The organism is Streptomyces sp. DG2A-72, assembly GCF_030499575.1.
In the GTDB taxonomy this organism is placed as follows: Bacteria; Actinomycetota; Actinomycetes; order Streptomycetales; family Streptomycetaceae; genus Streptomyces.
The window spans coordinates 5,142,563-5,159,184 of the sequence record NZ_JASTLC010000001.1; the positions used below are offsets into that span (position 1 = coordinate 5,142,563).

Genomic DNA, 16,622 nt, shown 5'->3' on the forward strand with positions numbered 1-16,622 from the left:
CGCACATGACAGCACTCGACCTCAGCAGCCCTGTGGCCGTCGTCGGCACCGGCACCATGGGCCAGGGCATCGCCCAGGTCGCGCTGGTCGCCGGCCATCCCGTGCGGCTGTACGACACCGTCCCCGGACGGGCCCAGGAGGCGTCCGCCGCGATCGGTGCCCGCCTCGACCGGCTCGTCGAGAAGGACCGGCTCACCGCCGCCGGCCGGGACACGGCACGCGCGCGTCTGCTGCCCGCCGAGAGCCTCACCGACCTCGCGGACTGTGCCCTGGTCGTCGAGGCCGTCCTGGAGCGGCTCGACGTCAAGCAGGACCTCTTCCGCGAGCTGGAAGGCATCGTCGGCGAGGACTGTCTGCTCGCCACCAACACCTCGTCCCTGTCGGTGACGGCCATCGGCGGCGCGCTCGGCAACCCCGGTCGTCTCGTCGGCCTGCACTTCTTCAACCCCGCACCGCTGCTGCCGCTGGTCGAGGTCGTCTCAGGGCACGCCACCGACGTCACGATGGCCACGCGCGCGTACGAGACGGCGCGCGCCTGGGGCAAGATCCCGGTCGCCTGCGCCGACACCCCCGGCTTCATCGTCAACCGCATCGCACGGCCCTTCTACGCCGAGGCCTTCGCGGTCTACGAGGCCCAGGGCGCCGACCCCGCCACCATCGACGCGATCCTGCGCGAGTCCGGCGGCTTCAAGATGGGCGCCTTCGAGCTGACCGACCTCATCGGCCAGGACGTCAACGAGTCGGTCACGCACTCCGTGTGGCAGTCCTTCTTCCAGGACGTGCGCTTCACGCCCTCGCTCGCCCAGCGGCGCCTGGTCGAGTCGGGCCGGCTCGGCCGCAAGGCCGGACAGGGCTGGTACGACTACCGGGAGGACGCCGAGCCCGCCGAGCCGCACACCGCGGAACGCGCCCAGCCGCCCGTGTACGTCGTCGCAGAGGGCGACCTGGGCCCCGCCGCCGAACTGCTCGCGCTGATACGCGAGGCGGGCATCGCCGTCCGCGCGGAGGACGAGGACCACGGCACCCGTCTGGTGCTGCCGGGCGGCGGGCAGCTGGCGCTCGCCGACGGCCAGACCTCCGTGGAGTTCCGGGACGTCGTCTACTTCGACCTCGCGCTCGACTACCGCAGGGCCACCCGTATCGCCCTGTCCGCCTCCCAGGACACCACCTCGCAGACCCTCACCGAGGCGATCGGCCTCTTCCAGGCGCTCGGCAAGGACGTCAGCGTCATCGGCGACGTACCCGGCATGATCGTCGCCCGCACCGTCGCGCGGATCGTCGACCTGGCGCACGACGCCGTGGCCAAGGGGGTGGCCACCGAGGAGGACATCGACACCGCGATGCGGCTGGGCGTGAACTACCCCCTGGGCCCCTTCGAATGGAGCCGCAGGCTCGGCCGCAACTGGGCGTACGCCCTCCTCGACGACCTGCATCTGCGCGACCCCTCGGGACGTTACGCGCCCTCGCTCGCGCTCTACCGCCATGCGTACGCCTCCGACAAGCGGGAGGGCAGCACGTCATGACCACCGCCAAGCGGGACACGTACACCCCGGAGTCGCTGCTCACCGTCGCCGTGCAGGTCTTCAACGAGCGCGGCTACGACGGCACCTCCATGGAGCACCTCTCCAAGGCGGCCGGCATCTCCAAGTCGTCGATCTACCACCACGTCGCCGGCAAGGAGGAGCTGCTGCGCCGCGCGGTGAGCCGGGCGCTGGACGGGCTCTTCGGGATCCTCGACGAGGAGCACGCGCGCGTGGGGCGTGCCGCCGAGCGCCTGGAGTACGTCGTGCGCCGCATGGTCGAGGTGCTGATCGCCGAACTGCCGTATGTGACGCTGCTGCTGCGCGTGCGCGGCAACACGGACACCGAGCGGTGGGCCCTGGAGCAGCGCCGCGACTTCGACCACCGGGTCGCCGAGCTGCTGAGGGCGGCAGCCGCCGACGGGGATGTGCGCGGTGATGTGGAGGTGCGTCTCGCGACCCGGCTGGTCTTCGGGATGATCAACTCGATCGTCGAGTGGTACCGGCCGGACGGGCGCGGCATGAACGAGCGCGAAGTGGCCGACGCGGTCGCGCAGTTGGTGTTCGGGGGACTGCGCAAGTCCTCCTAGACCGTTGCCCGGGTCAGGCCTGCGGCTCCAGGTCCTCCTCCTCGAACACCAGCAGTGTGCGGGTGCTGAGCACCTCGGGGATCGCCTGGATGCGGGTCAGTACCAGCTCCCGCAGCGCCCGGTTGTCGGACGTGTGCACCAGCAGCAGCACGTCGAAGTCTCCGCCCACCAGGGCGATATGGGCTGCTCCGGGGAGCTGCTTGAGCTGCTCGCGCACGGTGCGCCAGGTGTTCTGGACGATCTTCAGCGTGATGTACGCCGATGTCCCCTGGCCCGCGCGCTCATGGTCCACACGGGCCCCGAAGCCGCGGATGACGCCGTCCTCGATGAGGCGGTTGATGCGCGCGTAGGCGTTGGCGCGCGAGACATGGACACGTTCGGCGACCGACCGTATCGACGCGCGCCCGTCCGCCTGGAGCATCTGCAGGATGTCCTGATCAATGGCGTCGAGAGGCCGCGCGGGCGGCAGGGTGCTGCCCTCGGGACCTTCGGCCATTTGTTCAGGTGCCATGTCCCCCCGCCTCTCTACCATGGACGTACTGCGTCCATCTCAGGCTGTGGAGAACCGTTTGTCCACAGCCTGAAGGTGCCTGTAGCCAAAATGTGCCGACGACCGAACAATCGGTAGGTGAGGCGCATCACATCCGACGCGCCTCTCCAAGCCACTCCCACGAGGAGGTGCCGTGATGACGGTCATGGAGCAGCGGGGCGCATATCGGCCAACGCCGCCGCCCGCCTGGCAGCCCCGTACGGACCCCGCGCCGCTGCTGCCCGACGCGGAGCCGTACCGCGTGCTCGGCACGGACGCCGCCGCGAAGGCCGACCCCGCCCTGCTGCGCCGGCTCTACGCCCATCTCGTGCGCGGACGCCGGTACAACGCGCAGGCCACCGCCCTCACCAAGCAGGGCCGTCTCGCCGTGTACCCCTCCAGCACCGGCCAGGAAGCCTGCGAGGTGGCCGCCGCGCTCGCCATCGAGGAGCGCGACTGGCTCTTCCCGAGCTACCGCGACACCCTGGCCGCCGTCGCCCGTGGCGTGGACCCCGTCCAGGCTCTGACCCTTCTGCGCGGCGACTGGCACACCGGCTACGACCCGCACGAGCACCGCGTCGCCCCCCTGTGCACCCCGCTCGCCACCCAGCTCCCGCACGCCGTGGGCCTCGCGCACGCCGCCCGTCTCAAGGGCGACGACGTGGTCGCGCTCGCGCTGGTCGGCGACGGCGGCACCAGCGAGGGCGACTTCCACGAGGCGCTCAACTTCGCCGCCGTATGGCAGGCCCCGGTCGTCTTCCTGGTCCAGAACAACGGCTTCGCGATCTCCGTCCCGCTCGCCAAGCAGACCGCGGCCCCGTCGCTGGCCCACAAGGCCGTCGGCTACGGCATGCCCGGCCGCCTGGTCGACGGCAACGACGCGGCCGCCGTGCACGAGGTCCTCAGCGACGCCGTGCGGCACGCGCGCGCGGGCGGCGGGCCGACGCTGGTCGAGGCCGTGACGTACCGCATCGAGGCCCACACGAACGCCGACGACGACAAGCGCTACCGGGCCGACACCGAGGTCGAGACCTGGCGCGCACACGACCCGATCGCCCTCCTGGAGCGGGAGTTGACCGAGCGGGGCCTGATCGACGAGGACGGCATCCGGCACGCGCGCGAGGACGCCGAGCGGCTCGCCGCCGACCTGCGTGAGCACATGAACCAGGACCCGGCGCTCGACCCCATGGACCTGTTCGCCCACGTGTACGCCGAGCCCACACCCCAACTGCGCGAGCAGCGGGATCAGTTGGCGGCGGAGCTGGAGGCCGAACGGGAAGGGACGCACCGATGACCACCGTCGCCCTCAAGCCCGCCACCATGGCGCAGGCCCTCACGCGCGCGCTGCGCGACGCCATGGCCGACGACCCCGCCGTGCACGTCATGGGCGAGGACGTCGGCACCCTCGGCGGGGTCTTCCGGGTCACCGACGGGCTCGCCAAGGAGTTCGGCGAGGACCGCTGCACGGACACCCCCCTTGCCGAGGCGGGCATCCTCGGCACGGCGGTCGGCATGGCGATGTACGGCCTCAGGCCGGTCGTGGAGATGCAGTTCGACGCTTTCGCCTACCCCGCCTTCGAGCAGCTGATCAGCCATGTGTCGCGGATGCGCAACCGCACGCGCGGGACGATGCCGCTGCCGATCACCATCCGGGTCCCCTACGGCGGAGGCATCGGCGGCGTCGAGCACCACAGCGACTCCTCCGAGGCGTACTACATGGCGACTCCGGGGCTCCATGTCGTCACGCCCGCCACCGTCGCCGACGCCTACGGCCTGCTGCGCGCCGCCATCGCCTCCGACGACCCGGTCGTCGTCCTGGAACCCAAGCGTTTGTACTGGTCCAAGGATTCCTGGAACCCCGAGGAGCCGACGGCCGTTGAACCGATAGGCCGCGCGGTGGTGCGGCGCTCGGGCCGGAGCGCCACGCTCATCACGTACGGGCCGTCCGTACCCGTCTGCCTCGAAGCCGCCGAGGCTGCGCGGGCCGAGGGCTGGGACCTCGAAGTCGTCGACCTGCGCTCCCTGGTGCCGTTCGACGACGAGACGGTCTCCGCTTCGGTACGGCGGACCGGGCGCGCGGTGGTCGTGCACGAGTCGGGCGGGTTCGGCGGCCCGGGCGGGGAGATCGCGGCCCGTGTCACGGAGCGCTGCTTCCACTATCTGGAAGCGCCGGTGCTGCGCGTGGCCGGGTTCGACATCCCCTACCCGCCGCCGATGCTGGAGCGTCACCACCTGCCCGGCGTGGACCGGATCCTGGACGCCGTGGGGCGTCTGCAATGGGAGGCCGAGAGCTGATGGCACAGGTGTTGGAGTTCAAGCTCCCCGACCTCGGCGAGGGGCTCACCGAGGCGGAGATCGTGCGCTGGCTGGTCCAGGTCGGCGACGTCGTCACCGTCGACCAGCCGGTCGTCGAGGTCGAGACGGCCAAGGCGATGGTCGAGGTGCCCTGTCCGTACGGCGGCGTCGTCACGGCCCGCTTCGGCGAGGAGGGCACGGAACTCCCTGTGGGGGCACCGCTGTTGACGGTGGCCGTGGGGGCGGCGGCCTCCGGCGGCCCGGCCACCGGATCGGGCGAAGGCTCGCGCGAGGACGCGCGCGTGGGCTCCGGTGACGGCACGCGCGGCGGCGCGAGTCAGGGCGCGGGGCTGGGCACGAGCGAGCGGGCGCCTGCGGGCTCCGAGGGCTCGCGCGGCGGCTCGGGTACGCGCCCCCACGAGGGCTCAGGCAACGTGCTCGTGGGCTACGGCACCGGTGCCGCCCCGGCCCGCCGCCGGAGGGTACGGCCGACGGCCCGTACGGCTCCGACGGATCCGACCGCTCGTACGGCTCCGACGGATCCGACTGCTCGTACGGCTGCGGGTGCGGCTTCGCCGATTCCCGACGCCCCCGACATCGCCCACGCCACCCCCGACATCGCGCCCGATTCCGGCAACGGCTACCCGGCCGACGGCCCCGTCCCCGTGATCTCGCCCCTGGTGCGGCGGCTCGCCCGGGAGAACGGGCTGGATCTGCGGGAGTTGACGGGCTCGGGACCGGACGGGCTGATCCTGCGGGCCGACGTGGAGTACGCGCTGCGGGCAGCCGCCGCGTCGTCCGCCCGACCCTCGCCGCGTGCCTCCATGCCGTCCGCGACCACACCGTCCTCGGCCGCCCCGACGGCCGCCGCCCCGTCCGCCCCCACCGAGTCCCCGCTCGCCCCGGTCACCCCGCTCGCTCCCACGCCCGCCGAATCCCTCGTCGCCCGCGTGACGCACGCGCCCGCCGGGGCCCCGGTCACCTCCGCGCCCGGCGGCACCCGCATCCCCCTCAAGGGCATCCGGGGCGCAGTCGCCGACAAGCTGTCCCGCAGCCGGCGCGAAATACCGGACGCGACCTGCTGGGTGGACACCGATGCGACGGAGCTGATGCGGGCGCGCGAAGCGATGAACGGCGCCGGAAGGACGAAGATCTCCCTCCTCGCCCTGCTGGCACGTATCTGCACGGCCGCCCTCGCCCGGTTCCCCGAGCTCAACTCCACGGTCGACCTCGAGGCCAGGGAGGTCGTCCAGCTCGACCGAGTCCACCTCGGCTTCGCCGCGCAGACCGAGCGCGGGCTCGTCGTGCCCGTCGTACGGGACGCACACGCGCGGGATGCCGAGTCGCTGACCGCGGAGTTCGCCCGGCTGACCGAGGCGGCCCGGACGGGGACGCTGACGCCCGCGGAACTCACGGGCGGGACCTTCACGTTGAACAACTACGGGGTGTTCGGCGTCGACGGCTCCACGCCGATCATCAACCACCCCGAGGCGGCCATGCTCGGCGTCGGCCGTATCGTCCCCAAGCCCTGGGTGCACCAGGGCGAGCTGGCGGTGCGGCAGGTCGTGCAGCTCTCGCTCACCTTCGACCACCGGGTGTGCGACGGCGGAACGGCCGGCGGCTTCCTGCGCCATGTGGCGGACTGCGTGGAACAGCCGGCGGTGCTGCTGCGCACCATGTGAGAAAGGCGCGCGGCCGTTCCCTCCGATCATGACGGCACGCATACTCGGGGAGTGACCGCGTACGAGCACTCCAGCGATCCCGGCACCGCGTACGACGCCGTCGTCCTCGCCGGCGGCGCCGCGCGTCGGCTCGGCGGTGTGGACAAACCCGGGGTGCGGGTCGGCGGGCGGGCACTGCTCGACCGGGTGCTGACCGCCTGCGCCGGGGCGCGGAGCACCGTCGTCGTCGCCGATCCCCGGCCCACCGCGCGGCCCGTGACCTGGGCCCGCGAGGACCCGCCCGGCGGCGGACCGCTCGCCGCGCTCGACGCCGGGCTGCGCCACACCACGGCCCCGTACGTCGTCGTACTCTCCGCCGACCTGCCGTTCCTCGGCGAGCGGACCGTCGGACGGCTGCTGACGACGCTGTGGGACGGCTCCGCCGACGGCGCGGTCCTGACCGACCCCGACGGCCGCGACCAGCCGCTGGTGGCGGCCTACCAGGCGCGGGCGCTGCGCCGCGGGCTGGCCGCGCTCACTCAGGAGCACGGCAGCCTCACCGGCCTGCCCCTGCGCCGGCTGACCGGCGGGCTCGACCTCACCCGCGTCCCCGACCCCGTCGCGTCCTTCGACTGCAACACCTGGGACGACATCGCCACTGCCAGGGCACGCATCAGGGAGCATGGGCACGTGTTGGATGAATGGATTTCCGCAGTCAAGGACGAACTGGGCCTCCACCTCGACGTCGACACCGGCGTCCTGCTCGACCTCGCGCGCGACGCCGCACATGGAGTGGCCAGGCCCGCGGCGCCGCTGACCACCTTCCTCGTCGGCTACGCGGCGGCGCAGGCCGGGGGAGGCCCCGAAGCCGTCGCGGAGGCCGCCCGCAAGGCCGCCGCGCTGGCGCTGCGCTGGGCCGAAGAGGCCGAGACGGATGCCGCGAAGAACGCCGAGAAGGACGCCGAGAAGGAAGCCGCCAAGCCCGGCATCACCCCGAACGCCGCCAAGCCCGGCAACACCCCGAACGCCGCCGAGCCCGACCGCACCCCGGACGCCGGATGACCGCCCGCTCCGTCCGGACCGGCGACGACGCCGAGGACTTCGACGTCGAGGAGGTGCTGGCCCTCGTGAAGGAAGACAGCGGCCGGGAGGACCACGCCGTGCCCGCCCCGCAGAGCGCCCCGGCATCCTCGGCACACGCCCACCAGGCCACGCCATGGTCCGAGGCACGGGCGATCGCCGAGCGTGCGGGCCGCTCGGGGGCCCGCCGCACCCCCGTCTCCGTCCCTCTCGACGTCGCCCTCGGCCTCACCCTGGCCGCTCCCCTCACCGCCCTCACCGACCTGCCCTCGTTCGACACCTCCGCGATGGACGGCTGGGCGGTCGCCGGACCCGGACCCTGGGACGTACGCGACGAGGGTGTGCTGGCCGGGCACGCGGAGCCCGAACCGCTCACCGACGGCGAGGCCGTCCGGATCGCCACCGGTGCCCGCATTCCCCTGGACACCACCGCCGTCATCCGCAGCGAGCACGGCCGCACGGACACCCAGGGCCGCCTGCACGCGACCCGCGAGGTGGGCCACGGCCAGGACATCCGCCCACGCGGCCAGGAATGCCGTAGCGGCGACCAACTCCTCCCCGTCGGCACCCTGGTGGCCCCGGCCGTGCTCGGACTCGCCGCGGCGGCCGGATACGACACCGTCACCGCGGTCCCCCGACCCCGCGCCGAAGTCCTGATCCTCGGCGACGAGTTGCTCACCGAAGGACTGCCGCACGACGGGCTGATCCGAGACGCGCTCGGCCCGATGCTGCCGCCCTGGCTGCGAGCGCTCGGCGCCGAGGTCATCGCCGTGCGCCGGCTCGGCGACGACGCCAAGGCCCTGCGCAAGACCATCACCTCCTCCGATGCCGACCTCATCGTCACCACCGGCGGCACCGCCTCCGGCCCCGTCGACCACGTCCACCCCACTCTGAGCCGTATCAGCGCGGAGCTGCTGGTCAACGGCGTCAAGGTGCGCCCCGGCCACCCCATGCTGCTGGCCCGCATCAAGGACAACCAGCACCTCGTCGGCCTGCCCGGCAACCCCCTCGCCGCCGTCTCCGGCCTGCTCACGCTCGCCGAGCCACTGCTGCGCACCCTCGCCGCCCGTCCCGCCCCCGAGCCGCTGACGCTGCCGCTCCAGGGCGCGGCGCACGGGCATCCGTACGACACCCGGCTCATCCCCGTGGCGCTGCGCGTCGACAGTGCTGTCCCGCTGCACTACAACGGCCCGGCGATGCTGCGGGGCATCGCGGCGGCCGACGCGCTGGCCGTCGTACCACCGGGCGGTGCCCGGCCGGGGCAGGAGGTCGAACTGCTCGACCTGCCCTGGGCGTTCGCCGGTATCGAGGTGTGTTTCACGTGAAACAACCGGGCCATGACGTGATCGCCCGTCAGGCGGGCGAACATCTCACAACCCATCAGGTGAAACTCCCGCGGAAGGTGGTGGAGCACCCCTTCCGGCAGGTTGCCAAGCGGCTGTCCATGGCCCTGCTGCTCCTCGTGGTGACCTCGCTGATCGTCTATGCCGACCACGAGGGCTACAACGACAACTCCGACGGCTCCATCGACTTCCTGGACGCCTGCTACTACGCGACCGTCACCCTCTCCACCACCGGATACGGCGACATCACCCCGGTCAGCGATGCCGCCCGGCTCACCAATATCTTCGTCGTCACGCCGCTGCGCGTGATGTTCCTGATCATCCTGGTCGGCACCACGCTCGAGGTCCTCACCGAACGGACACGGGACGAATGGCGCCTGACCCGCTGGAGGTCCGCCTTGCGTGATCACACGGTTGTCGTCGGATTCGGGACGAAGGGACGCTCGGCGATCCAGACCGTGTGCGCGTCGGGGCTCAAGGCGGAGCAGGTTGTCGTCGTCGACCCCAGCTCCAAGGCGATCGACGCCGCGACGGCCGAAGGGTATGCGGGGATCGTCGGCGATGCGACGCGCAGCGATGTGCTGAAGCAGGCCGAGGTGCACAAGGCGCGGAAGGTCATCATCGCGACGCAGCGCGATGACACGGCCGTCCTTGTCACTTTGACGGCCCGGCAGCTCAACCGCGGTGCCAAGATCGTGGCCGCGGTGCGGGAGGAGGAGAACGCACCGCTGCTGATGCAGTCCGGCGCCGACGCGGTCATCACCAGCGCCAGCGCGGCCGGCAGGCTGCTCGGCCTCTCCGTGCTCAGCCCCGCCGCCGGCATGGTGATGGAGGACCTCATCCAGCAGGGCAGCGGGCTCGACATAGTCGAACGGCCCGTCATAAAGGCCGAGGTGGGCAAGGGCCCCCGGGAGACGGAGGACCTGGTGGTGAGTGTCGTACGCGGGCATCGGGTGCTCGGATACGACGATCCGGCCGTCGGGAAGCTGGAGCTGACGGACCGGCTGATCACCATTGTGCGGGCGACGCCGGGTACGCAGGTCGCACCCGACGTCCGCCCGCTGCGGCAGGATTGAACCGTCGCTCAGCGCTCCGCTCGAAGTGCCGCGATATGCCGTCGATCGTCTGCGGCGCCGTCGTGGCTGGTCGCGCCCACGCGGCGGAGCCGCATATAGATACAGCCCCGCGCCCCTATAGGGCGCTACCGCACCGCAGTGCACTTCGCCCGACCTGCTGAGAACCGGCTCACTTGCGGTTGTACAGCCGCATCGTGATCGGCCCGAAGACCAGCAGGAACAGGCCCGCCCAGCCCAGCGACCAGGCGACCTCGTCGGCCGGCCAGTCGCCCGCCATCAGTCCGCGCACCGCCGACGAAAGGTGGGTGATGGGGCTGTTGTTGACGAAGGCCTGGAGCCAGCCCGGCATGGTGCTCGGGTCGACGAAGACATTGGACAGGAAGGTCACCGGGAAGATCACCATCATGCTGACGCCCATCACCGACTTCTCGGAGCGCAGCATCAGCCCGAACATCGTCCAGATCCACGAGAACGCGAACGAGAAGGCGACCAGCAGGGCGATCCCGGCGAGCACACCGCCGACCCCGCCGTCCGGCCGGTAGCCGAGGATGATGCCGACGGTGAGCATCACGACGGACGCGATGGTGTAGCGCAGGGCGTCGCCGAGCAGATAGCCGACCATCGTCGACGGCCGCCAGATGGGCAGTGAGCGGAAGCGGTCGAAGACACCCTTTTCGATGTCCGTGTTCACCGAGACGCCCGTGTACATCGTGATCATCACGACCGACATCACCAGGATGCCGGGCAGCAGGAACTGGATGTACTCCTTCGGGGAGCCTGCCAGGGCGCCCCCGAACAGGTACGTGTACATCAGCACCATCATGATCGGGAACGCGGTGACGTCGAAGAGCTGCTCGGGAACGTGCTTGATCTTGAGCATCGCCCGCCAGCCGAAGGTGAGGGAGGCCGACAGGGCGCTGGGCCTCGGCGGCCGTTCGCCGGCGACGAGCAGGGCGGCCAGCGACTCGGCGCTGACGGGGGCGAGTTCCTTGGTCTCGGTGGTGGTCGCGGTGCTCATGCTGACACCTTGTCCTTCGTCTCGTGGGTGTCGTGTCCGGTGAGGGCGAGGAAGACCTCGTCCAGGCTGGGCTGGCCCAGCGAGAAGTTGTCGACGATGACGCCGCCGCGGGCCAGCTCGGCGAGTGCCCGGGCCGCCTGCTCGGCCGCGCCCTGTCCGCCCGCCGCACCGCCGCCCACGCGCGCGGTCAGTGCCACCGGATCGGGCTCCAGCTGCACGTCCGCGTCCAGAGCCAGCCGCAGCACCTGCTCGGCCTGCGGGCGCTGCGCCGCATCCCGCAGGCGCAGATGGACGGACCCGGCGCCGACGGACGCCTTCAGCTCGCCCTTGGTGCCCTCCGCGATCACCTTGCCCTGGTCGATCACGGCGATCCGGGACGCCAGCTGGTCGGCCTCGTCCAGATACTGCGTGGTCAGCAGCACGGTCGTGCCCTGGGAGACCACCGCGCGGATGATGTCCCAGACCTGGTTGCGGCTGCGCGGGTCGAGCCCGGTCGTCGGCTCGTCGAGGAACAGCAGCTCGGGGGTGTTCAGGATGGACGCGGCGATGTCGATACGGCGCCGCATGCCGCCCGAGTAGTTCTTGACCTGCTTCCCGGCCGCGTCCGTCAGCCCGAAGGCCTCCAGAAGCTGCGCGGCACGGTCCCGGGCGGCCTTCTTGTGGTGCCCGAGAAGACGGCCGAGCAGAACCAGGTTCTCGGTGCCGGTGAGGTCCTCGTCCACGGACGCGTACTGACCGGTGAGACTGACCCGGCCGCGCACCTCGTCGGCCTCGTGCACGACATCGTGTCCGAAGACATGGGCCTGGCCGCCGTCGGGCCGCAGGAGGGTGGCGAGCATCTTCACAGTGGTGGTTTTTCCGGCGCCGTTCGGACCGAGGACGCCGTAGACCGTGCCGGCGGGAACGGCGAGGTCGACGCCGTCCACGGCCCTGGTCTCGCCGAACGTCTTCACCAGGCCCGCGGTCTCGATGGCCAGGCCTGAGGTCTGCTGGCTCATGGTGGTTTCCTTCCGCATTCATGGGCTACGCATGGGGAGACCTTTACCGTCCCTCAAACTCATCGGTGCCGCACAGGAATTTCCCGGCGGACCGGTCGAAGGACCGAAGCGGCCCCGCCCAGGGACGTAGGCGGACCGGTCCAGGGACGTAGGGCGGACCGGTCCAGGGACGCAGCGGCATGGACCTGAGACCGAGGAGTAGCGTCCTGCCCATGTATGCGATCACGATTCCCGAACCTGGTGGGCCCGAGGCGCTGGTGTGGAACGAGGTCCCCGATCCGGTGCCCGGCGAGGGCGAGGTGCTGGTCGAGGTGGCGGCCGGCGCGGTCAACCGGGCCGACATCCTGCAGCGCCAGGGCTTCTACAACCCGCCGCCCGGCGCCTCCCCCTACCCCGGCCTCGAATGCTCCGGGCGGATCACGGCGGTCGGCCCCGGCGTCTCCGGCTGGGCGGTCGGCGACGAGGTGTGCGCGCTGCTCGCAGGCGGCGGCTACGCCGAGAAGGTCGCCGTCCCGGCCGGCCAACTGCTGCCCGTGCCGCAGGGCCTCGACCTCGAGCAGGCCGCCGCACTGCCCGAGGTGACCTGCACGGTCTGGTCGAACGTCTTCATGATCTCCCACCTCCGTCCCGGCGAGACCCTCCTCGTGCACGGCGGCTCCAGCGGCATCGGCACCATGGCGATCCAGCTCGCCAAGGCCGTCGGCGCCAAGGTCGCCGTCACCGCGGGCACCGAGGAGAAGCTGCGGCGCTGCGCCGAACTGGGCGCGGACATCCTGGTCAACTACCGCGAGCAGGACTTCGTCGAGGAGGTCAGGAAGGCCACCGACGGGGCGGGTGCGGACGTCATCCTCGACAACATGGGCGCCAAGTATCTCGACCGCAACGTCCAGGCCCTCGCCGTCAACGGCCGGCTCGCGATCATCGGCATGCAGGGCGGGATCAAGGGCGAGCTGAACATCGGCGCACTGCTGGGCAAGCGCGCCGCGATCAGCGCGACCTCGCTGCGCGCCCGCCCGCTCAGCGAGAAGGCGGCGATCGTCGCGGCCGTACGCGAACATGTCTGGCCCCTGCTCGACGCCGGCCACATCCGCCCGGTCGTCGACCGCAAGCTCCCGATGAGCGACGCGGCCGGCGCCCACCGGGTGGTCGAGGAGAGCGGCCACGTCGGAAAGGTGCTGCTGGTCGTGCGGTAGCACCGGTATGCCGGACCGGTTCAGCCCCGCCGCAGCCGCAGCCCGAGAAACGCGAGCCCCAGCCCGAGCCCGATCAGGACCAGCCCGCTGCCGAGCGGCAGGATCCGCAGCACGGGCTCGGCGGGGCTCTCGGCCTCCGCGGCGGCCTGCTCCACCGGCTGCGGCGGCGCGGAGGGCGGCGCGGTGGACTCCGGGGGCTGCCGAGGCTGCCGGGACGCCCGAGGCACCTCCTCCACCGGCTCCGCCACACCCTGCCGTCCCGGCCGCTCCCGCCCCTCACCGGCCCGGCTCCCGGCCCGGGACGGCTCATCGGAAGGGGAGGGCGAGGCGGAGGCGCCGACCTGGATGTCGTACGACGAGACAGCCCCGTACGACAGGACGGCCGCGGACGAGACACTCCCGGACGGCAGCAGAACCACCCCCGCCACCAGCCCCGGAAGTACCCGCCACCACGGAATCACGGAACAAGCCTCACATCGCCGCACTGTTCCGGCACTCCGGGTTCCGCCGACGGGGCGAAAGCGGGCATACCGACAGCCGGCGCACCGAAAGCCGAAGCCGGTGCACCGGAAAACGGTGGATCAGCTGTCACCGGGGGCACCTCAGTGATGAGGTGTACGGGTGCGAGAGAATGGCGGCATGGAGATGCCGAGGAACGAAAGGTCGCCGGAGAACCCGCAGATCCTGGTCGTGGGCCAGGACGGCATGGCGCTCGGTGGCGGCAACGGAGACGAGGACTCCCGAGAGATCCCCGTGACCGAGCAGGTCGAGCAGCCGGCGAAGGTCATGCGGATCGGCAGCATGATCAAGCAGCTGCTCGAGGAAGTTCGCGCCGCTCCTCTGGACGAGGCGAGCCGGGTTCGGTTGAAGGAGATCCACGCCAGCTCGGTGAAGGAACTGGAGGACGGTCTGGCCCCGGAGCTCGTCGAGGAGCTGGAGCGGCTCTCTCTGCCCTTCACGGACGACGGGACTCCGTCCGACGCGGAACTGCGTATCGCGCAGGCTCAGTTGGTCGGCTGGCTGGAGGGCCTCTTCCACGGCATCCAGACCACGCTCTTCGCCCAGCAGATGGCCGCGCGCGCCCAACTGGAGCAGATGCGCCGCGCCCTCCCGCCGGGCGTCGGCGGCCACGAGGACGGCGAGCAGCACCCGGGCGGCCGCTCGGGTGGGCCGTACCTGTAACCCACCTGCCCACGATCAGCGAAGGGCCCGGCAGCCAGTGCTGCCGGGCCCTCGCTTTGTGGTGAGCCCGGCCTTGTTCACCTGGGTGCTGCCGTCGTAGAGCTGAACCTCGACGCCGGCGTGCTTGATGCCGCGGCTGTCCTCCGCGGAGGTGTGCCACGTCTTGGAGGAGCCGCTCCCACCGGTGACGTGGTGCCAGGACCAGTGCTTGACGGTGCTGCCCGTGGGCGAACCCTCTTATGGCACGGACGTCGCGTACGTCACTCCGGGTTGCCCGTCGAGACCTCGAACGTGAACGTCGGCGGGTTCTCCGGATCGAAGTCCGTACGTGTCTCGGGCGTTTGCCGCATGATCGTGCCCTCGCCGTACGTGTTCTCGTTGATGTCGACCTTCTTGTACTTCCACTCCGCCGCGTCGAGGCACTCGACGACCGACGGCCAGTACTTGAACGTCAGGTCCGGCATCTGCACCTGATCGGGGTCGGAATACGACTCCCGCGGCTCGGTGCACTCGGTCGTCTCGACGGTCTTGGAGCTGTCACCTTCCCGGTACCCGGCGGCCTTCGTCAGCGACTCCGAGGCCGTCGGGCCACCGCTGCCGCCGGCGTCGTCGTCGGTGCCGCCGCGGTTCAGCGTCAGGGCCACGATCAGGCCGACCACCGCGACGACGGACACGAGGACCGAGCCGATGACGACCGGCCGGTTGTTCCTGCCGCCGCCCGAAGTGGTCTGCGGCTGGGGCGACATGGTGTACGGCGGCGGGGTCGAGTGGCCCGGCTGCGGGGAGTACGCCGCCGGCTGCGGTGTCTGGTAGCCGGGCTGCTGCGGGTAGCCGTACGCCGGTGAAGGCGTCGACGGCGGCGGGGTGCTGTACGGGTTCGGGGTCTGGGGCTGCTGGTACGGCGTCTGGACGGGGGCCGACAGCGGGGGCGTCTGGCCGACCGGCGGGAACACCGAGGCGCCGACGCCCTGGCCGCTCTGCGTCTGCGCGCCCGGCACGATGCTCGGCGGGGCCGCCTGGAAGGACGCGGCCACGCGCAGGCACTCGTCGCGCATGGACTCGGCGCTGGGGAAACGCTCGTTCGGGTTCTTCTTCAGCGCGCGGGCGACCAGCGCGTCCACGCCCGGAGGCAGCGCGCGGTTGATCGAGGACGGAGCCACCGGCTCCTCCTGCACATGCGCGTACGCGATGGCCAGCGGCGAGTCCGCGTCGAACGGCAGCCGCCCGGTGACCAGTTGGAACAGCATGATGCCGACCGAGTACAGATCGGAGCGGGCGTCCACGGACCGGCCCAGCGCCTGTTCCGGCGAGAGGTACTGCGGGGTGCCGACGACCATGCCGGTCTGTGTCATCGACGTCACACCGGACTGCATGGCGCGCGCGATGCCGAAGTCCATGACCTTGACGACACCGCGCTTGCTCATCATCACGTTGCCCGGCTTGATGTCGCGGTGGACCAGCCCCATCTCATGGCTGATCTCCAGCGCCGCCAGCACATCCGCGGTGATCTTCAGCGCCTTGTCGGCGGGCATCGCGCCGAACTGCCGCACATCCTCGTCGAACACCGAGCTGAGCGGGCGGCCCTCGATGTACTCCATGACGATGTACGGCGTCGTCATGCCGTCGACATCGTCCTCTCCGGTGTCGAAGACCGAGACGATGTTGGTGTGCGTGAGCTTCGCCACGGCCTGGGCCTCGCGACGGAAGCGCTCCCGGAACGCCTGCTCCCGGCCCAGCTCGGTGTGCAGGGTCTTGACCGCGACCTGCCGGTCGAGCACGGAGTCGTACGCCAGGTGCACCGAGGCCATGCCGCCCGTGCCGAGCAAGTCGCGCAGCTGATAGCGGCCACCGGCCAGCGCCCGCCCCGCGTACCGGCCCTGTGCGCCGTCCTGGCTCATGTTCTGCGTCCCCCATCGGCGCCGGCGGCCGGAAGTCGGTGATCCAATGTCCTGTTCCCGGCCCAAGTCTGCCCCGCGGCACTGACAGGTCAAGCGCGGTGCCCGTTCCGTGACCGTACGCGAAAGAAGCGTCGCGGAAGCGTTACAGCGGCCGTACTGCCGGTACACAGAATTTGCACGACACCGTGGAGTGCGGGTTTGATGGCCGGTCCGTCTCGTGCCGGTCCGGGCGCCCGTAC

15 protein-coding genes are annotated in these 16,622 nt (G+C 71.3%); 10 read left to right on the plus strand and 5 right to left on the minus strand.

Annotation, left to right across the window (positions count from 1 at the left end):
* The first annotated feature begins 5 nt into the window (after positions 1-5).
* Entirely contained in the window at positions 6-1,523 is a 1,518-nt protein-coding gene (locus QQY66_RS24495) for a 3-hydroxyacyl-CoA dehydrogenase (RefSeq protein ID WP_301982464.1), read from the plus strand.
* A complete protein-coding gene (locus QQY66_RS24500) occupies positions 1,520-2,110 on the plus strand; it encodes a TetR/AcrR family transcriptional regulator (protein WP_301982465.1) in 591 nt (196 codons plus the stop codon). The genes QQY66_RS24495 and QQY66_RS24500 overlap by 4 nt, the downstream gene beginning before the upstream one ends.
* Before the next feature lie 13 nt (positions 2,111-2,123).
* On the opposite strand, the gene QQY66_RS24505 is transcribed toward QQY66_RS24500, so the two are convergent.
* Entirely contained in the window at positions 2,124-2,606 is a 483-nt protein-coding gene (locus QQY66_RS24505) for an Lrp/AsnC family transcriptional regulator (RefSeq protein ID WP_301987480.1), read from the minus strand.
* 190 nt (positions 2,607-2,796) lie between these two features.
* Here QQY66_RS24505 and pdhA point away from each other — a divergent pair, with 190 nt between their 5' ends.
* The 6 genes from pdhA to QQY66_RS24535 are packed head-to-tail and all read left to right on the plus strand — an operon-like array spanning position 2,797 to position 10,094.
* A complete protein-coding gene (gene pdhA / locus QQY66_RS24510) occupies positions 2,797-3,933 on the plus strand; it encodes a pyruvate dehydrogenase (acetyl-transferring) E1 component subunit alpha (protein WP_301982466.1) in 1,137 nt (378 codons plus the stop codon).
* On the plus strand, positions 3,930-4,934 hold the full coding sequence (locus tag QQY66_RS24515) for an alpha-ketoacid dehydrogenase subunit beta (RefSeq protein WP_301982467.1): 1,005 nt from the start codon (positions 3,930-3,932) through the stop codon (positions 4,932-4,934). The genes pdhA and QQY66_RS24515 overlap by 4 nt, the downstream gene beginning before the upstream one ends.
* Positions 4,934-6,616, plus strand: a complete 1,683-nt coding sequence (locus QQY66_RS24520) for a dihydrolipoamide acetyltransferase family protein (RefSeq protein WP_301982468.1) — start codon at positions 4,934-4,936, stop codon at positions 6,614-6,616. The genes QQY66_RS24515 and QQY66_RS24520 overlap by 1 nt, the downstream gene beginning before the upstream one ends.
* 51 nt (positions 6,617-6,667) lie before the next feature.
* Positions 6,668-7,657 (plus strand): NTP transferase domain-containing protein, encoded by a 990-nt coding sequence (locus tag QQY66_RS24525; protein WP_301982469.1) that lies wholly within the window; start codon positions 6,668-6,670, stop codon positions 7,655-7,657.
* Positions 7,654-9,000: a molybdopterin molybdotransferase MoeA gene (locus QQY66_RS24530; protein WP_301982470.1), complete on the plus strand. Its 1,347-nt coding sequence runs from the start codon at positions 7,654-7,656 to the stop codon at positions 8,998-9,000. The genes QQY66_RS24525 and QQY66_RS24530 overlap by 4 nt, the downstream gene beginning before the upstream one ends.
* Positions 8,997-10,094: a TrkA family potassium uptake protein gene (locus QQY66_RS24535; protein ID WP_301982471.1), complete on the plus strand. Its 1,098-nt coding sequence runs from the start codon at positions 8,997-8,999 to the stop codon at positions 10,092-10,094. The genes QQY66_RS24530 and QQY66_RS24535 overlap by 4 nt, the downstream gene beginning before the upstream one ends.
* Positions 10,095-10,263: 169 nt before the next feature.
* Here the strand turns inward: QQY66_RS24535 and QQY66_RS24540 are convergent, their stop codons facing one another.
* Positions 10,264-11,112 carry an ABC transporter permease gene (locus tag QQY66_RS24540; protein WP_301982472.1) on the minus strand — a complete coding sequence of 283 codons (849 nt, stop codon included), beginning with the start codon at positions 11,110-11,112 and terminating at the stop codon, positions 10,264-10,266.
* Positions 11,109-12,110 carry an ATP-binding cassette domain-containing protein gene (locus QQY66_RS24545; protein ID WP_301982473.1) on the minus strand — a complete coding sequence of 334 codons (1,002 nt, stop codon included), beginning with the start codon at positions 12,108-12,110 and terminating at the stop codon, positions 11,109-11,111. The genes QQY66_RS24540 and QQY66_RS24545 overlap by 4 nt, the downstream gene beginning before the upstream one ends.
* Before the next feature lie 212 nt (positions 12,111-12,322).
* Here QQY66_RS24545 and QQY66_RS24550 point away from each other — a divergent pair, with 212 nt between their 5' ends.
* On the plus strand, positions 12,323-13,303 hold the full coding sequence (locus QQY66_RS24550; protein WP_301982474.1) for an NAD(P)H-quinone oxidoreductase: 981 nt from the start codon (positions 12,323-12,325) through the stop codon (positions 13,301-13,303).
* A gap of 20 nt (positions 13,304-13,323) precedes the next feature.
* Here the strand turns inward: QQY66_RS24550 and QQY66_RS24555 are convergent, their stop codons facing one another.
* The gene (locus QQY66_RS24555; RefSeq protein ID WP_301982475.1) at positions 13,324-13,764 is read right to left on the minus strand and encodes a hypothetical protein; all 441 of its coding nucleotides are present in this window, start codon (positions 13,762-13,764) and stop codon (positions 13,324-13,326) included.
* A gap of 178 nt (positions 13,765-13,942) precedes the next feature.
* Between QQY66_RS24555 and QQY66_RS24560 the strand changes: the two genes are divergently transcribed.
* Positions 13,943-14,485 carry a bacterial proteasome activator family protein gene (locus QQY66_RS24560; protein WP_301982476.1) on the plus strand — a complete coding sequence of 181 codons (543 nt, stop codon included), beginning with the start codon at positions 13,943-13,945 and terminating at the stop codon, positions 14,483-14,485.
* Positions 14,486-14,745: 260 nt separating this feature from the next.
* Here the strand turns inward: QQY66_RS24560 and QQY66_RS24565 are convergent, their stop codons facing one another.
* Complete coding sequence (locus QQY66_RS24565) at positions 14,746-16,383, minus strand: protein kinase (protein WP_301982477.1); 1,638 nt, start codon at positions 16,381-16,383, stop codon at positions 14,746-14,748.
* Positions 16,384-16,622 lie beyond the last annotated feature (239 nt).

Excerpts from the sequence above, each read along its gene's own strand:
- QQY66_RS24520 (WP_301982468.1), top strand. The coding sequence starts at position 4,934 with ATGGCACAGGTGTTGGAGTTCAAGCTCCCCGACCTCGGCGAGGGGCTC.
- QQY66_RS24545 (WP_301982473.1), bottom strand. The coding sequence starts at position 12,110 with ATGAGCCAGCAGACCTCAGGCCTGGCCATCGAGACCGCGGGCCTGGTG.
- pdhA (WP_301982466.1), top strand. The coding sequence starts at position 2,797 with ATGACGGTCATGGAGCAGCGGGGCGCATATCGGCCAACGCCGCCGCCC.
- QQY66_RS24565 (WP_301982477.1), bottom strand. The coding sequence starts at position 16,383 with ATGAGCCAGGACGGCGCACAGGGCCGGTACGCGGGGCGGGCGCTGGCC.
- QQY66_RS24560 (WP_301982476.1), top strand. The coding sequence starts at position 13,943 with ATGGAGATGCCGAGGAACGAAAGGTCGCCGGAGAACCCGCAGATCCTG.
- QQY66_RS24550 (WP_301982474.1), top strand. The coding sequence starts at position 12,323 with ATGTATGCGATCACGATTCCCGAACCTGGTGGGCCCGAGGCGCTGGTG.
- QQY66_RS24530 (WP_301982470.1), top strand. The coding sequence starts at position 7,654 with ATGACCGCCCGCTCCGTCCGGACCGGCGACGACGCCGAGGACTTCGAC.
- QQY66_RS24540 (WP_301982472.1), bottom strand. The coding sequence starts at position 11,112 with ATGAGCACCGCGACCACCACCGAGACCAAGGAACTCGCCCCCGTCAGC.
- QQY66_RS24500 (WP_301982465.1), top strand. The coding sequence starts at position 1,520 with ATGACCACCGCCAAGCGGGACACGTACACCCCGGAGTCGCTGCTCACC.
- QQY66_RS24515 (WP_301982467.1), top strand. The coding sequence starts at position 3,930 with ATGACCACCGTCGCCCTCAAGCCCGCCACCATGGCGCAGGCCCTCACG.
- QQY66_RS24505 (WP_301987480.1), bottom strand. The coding sequence starts at position 2,606 with ATGGCCGAAGGTCCCGAGGGCAGCACCCTGCCGCCCGCGCGGCCTCTC.
- QQY66_RS24495 (WP_301982464.1), top strand. The coding sequence starts at position 6 with ATGACAGCACTCGACCTCAGCAGCCCTGTGGCCGTCGTCGGCACCGGC.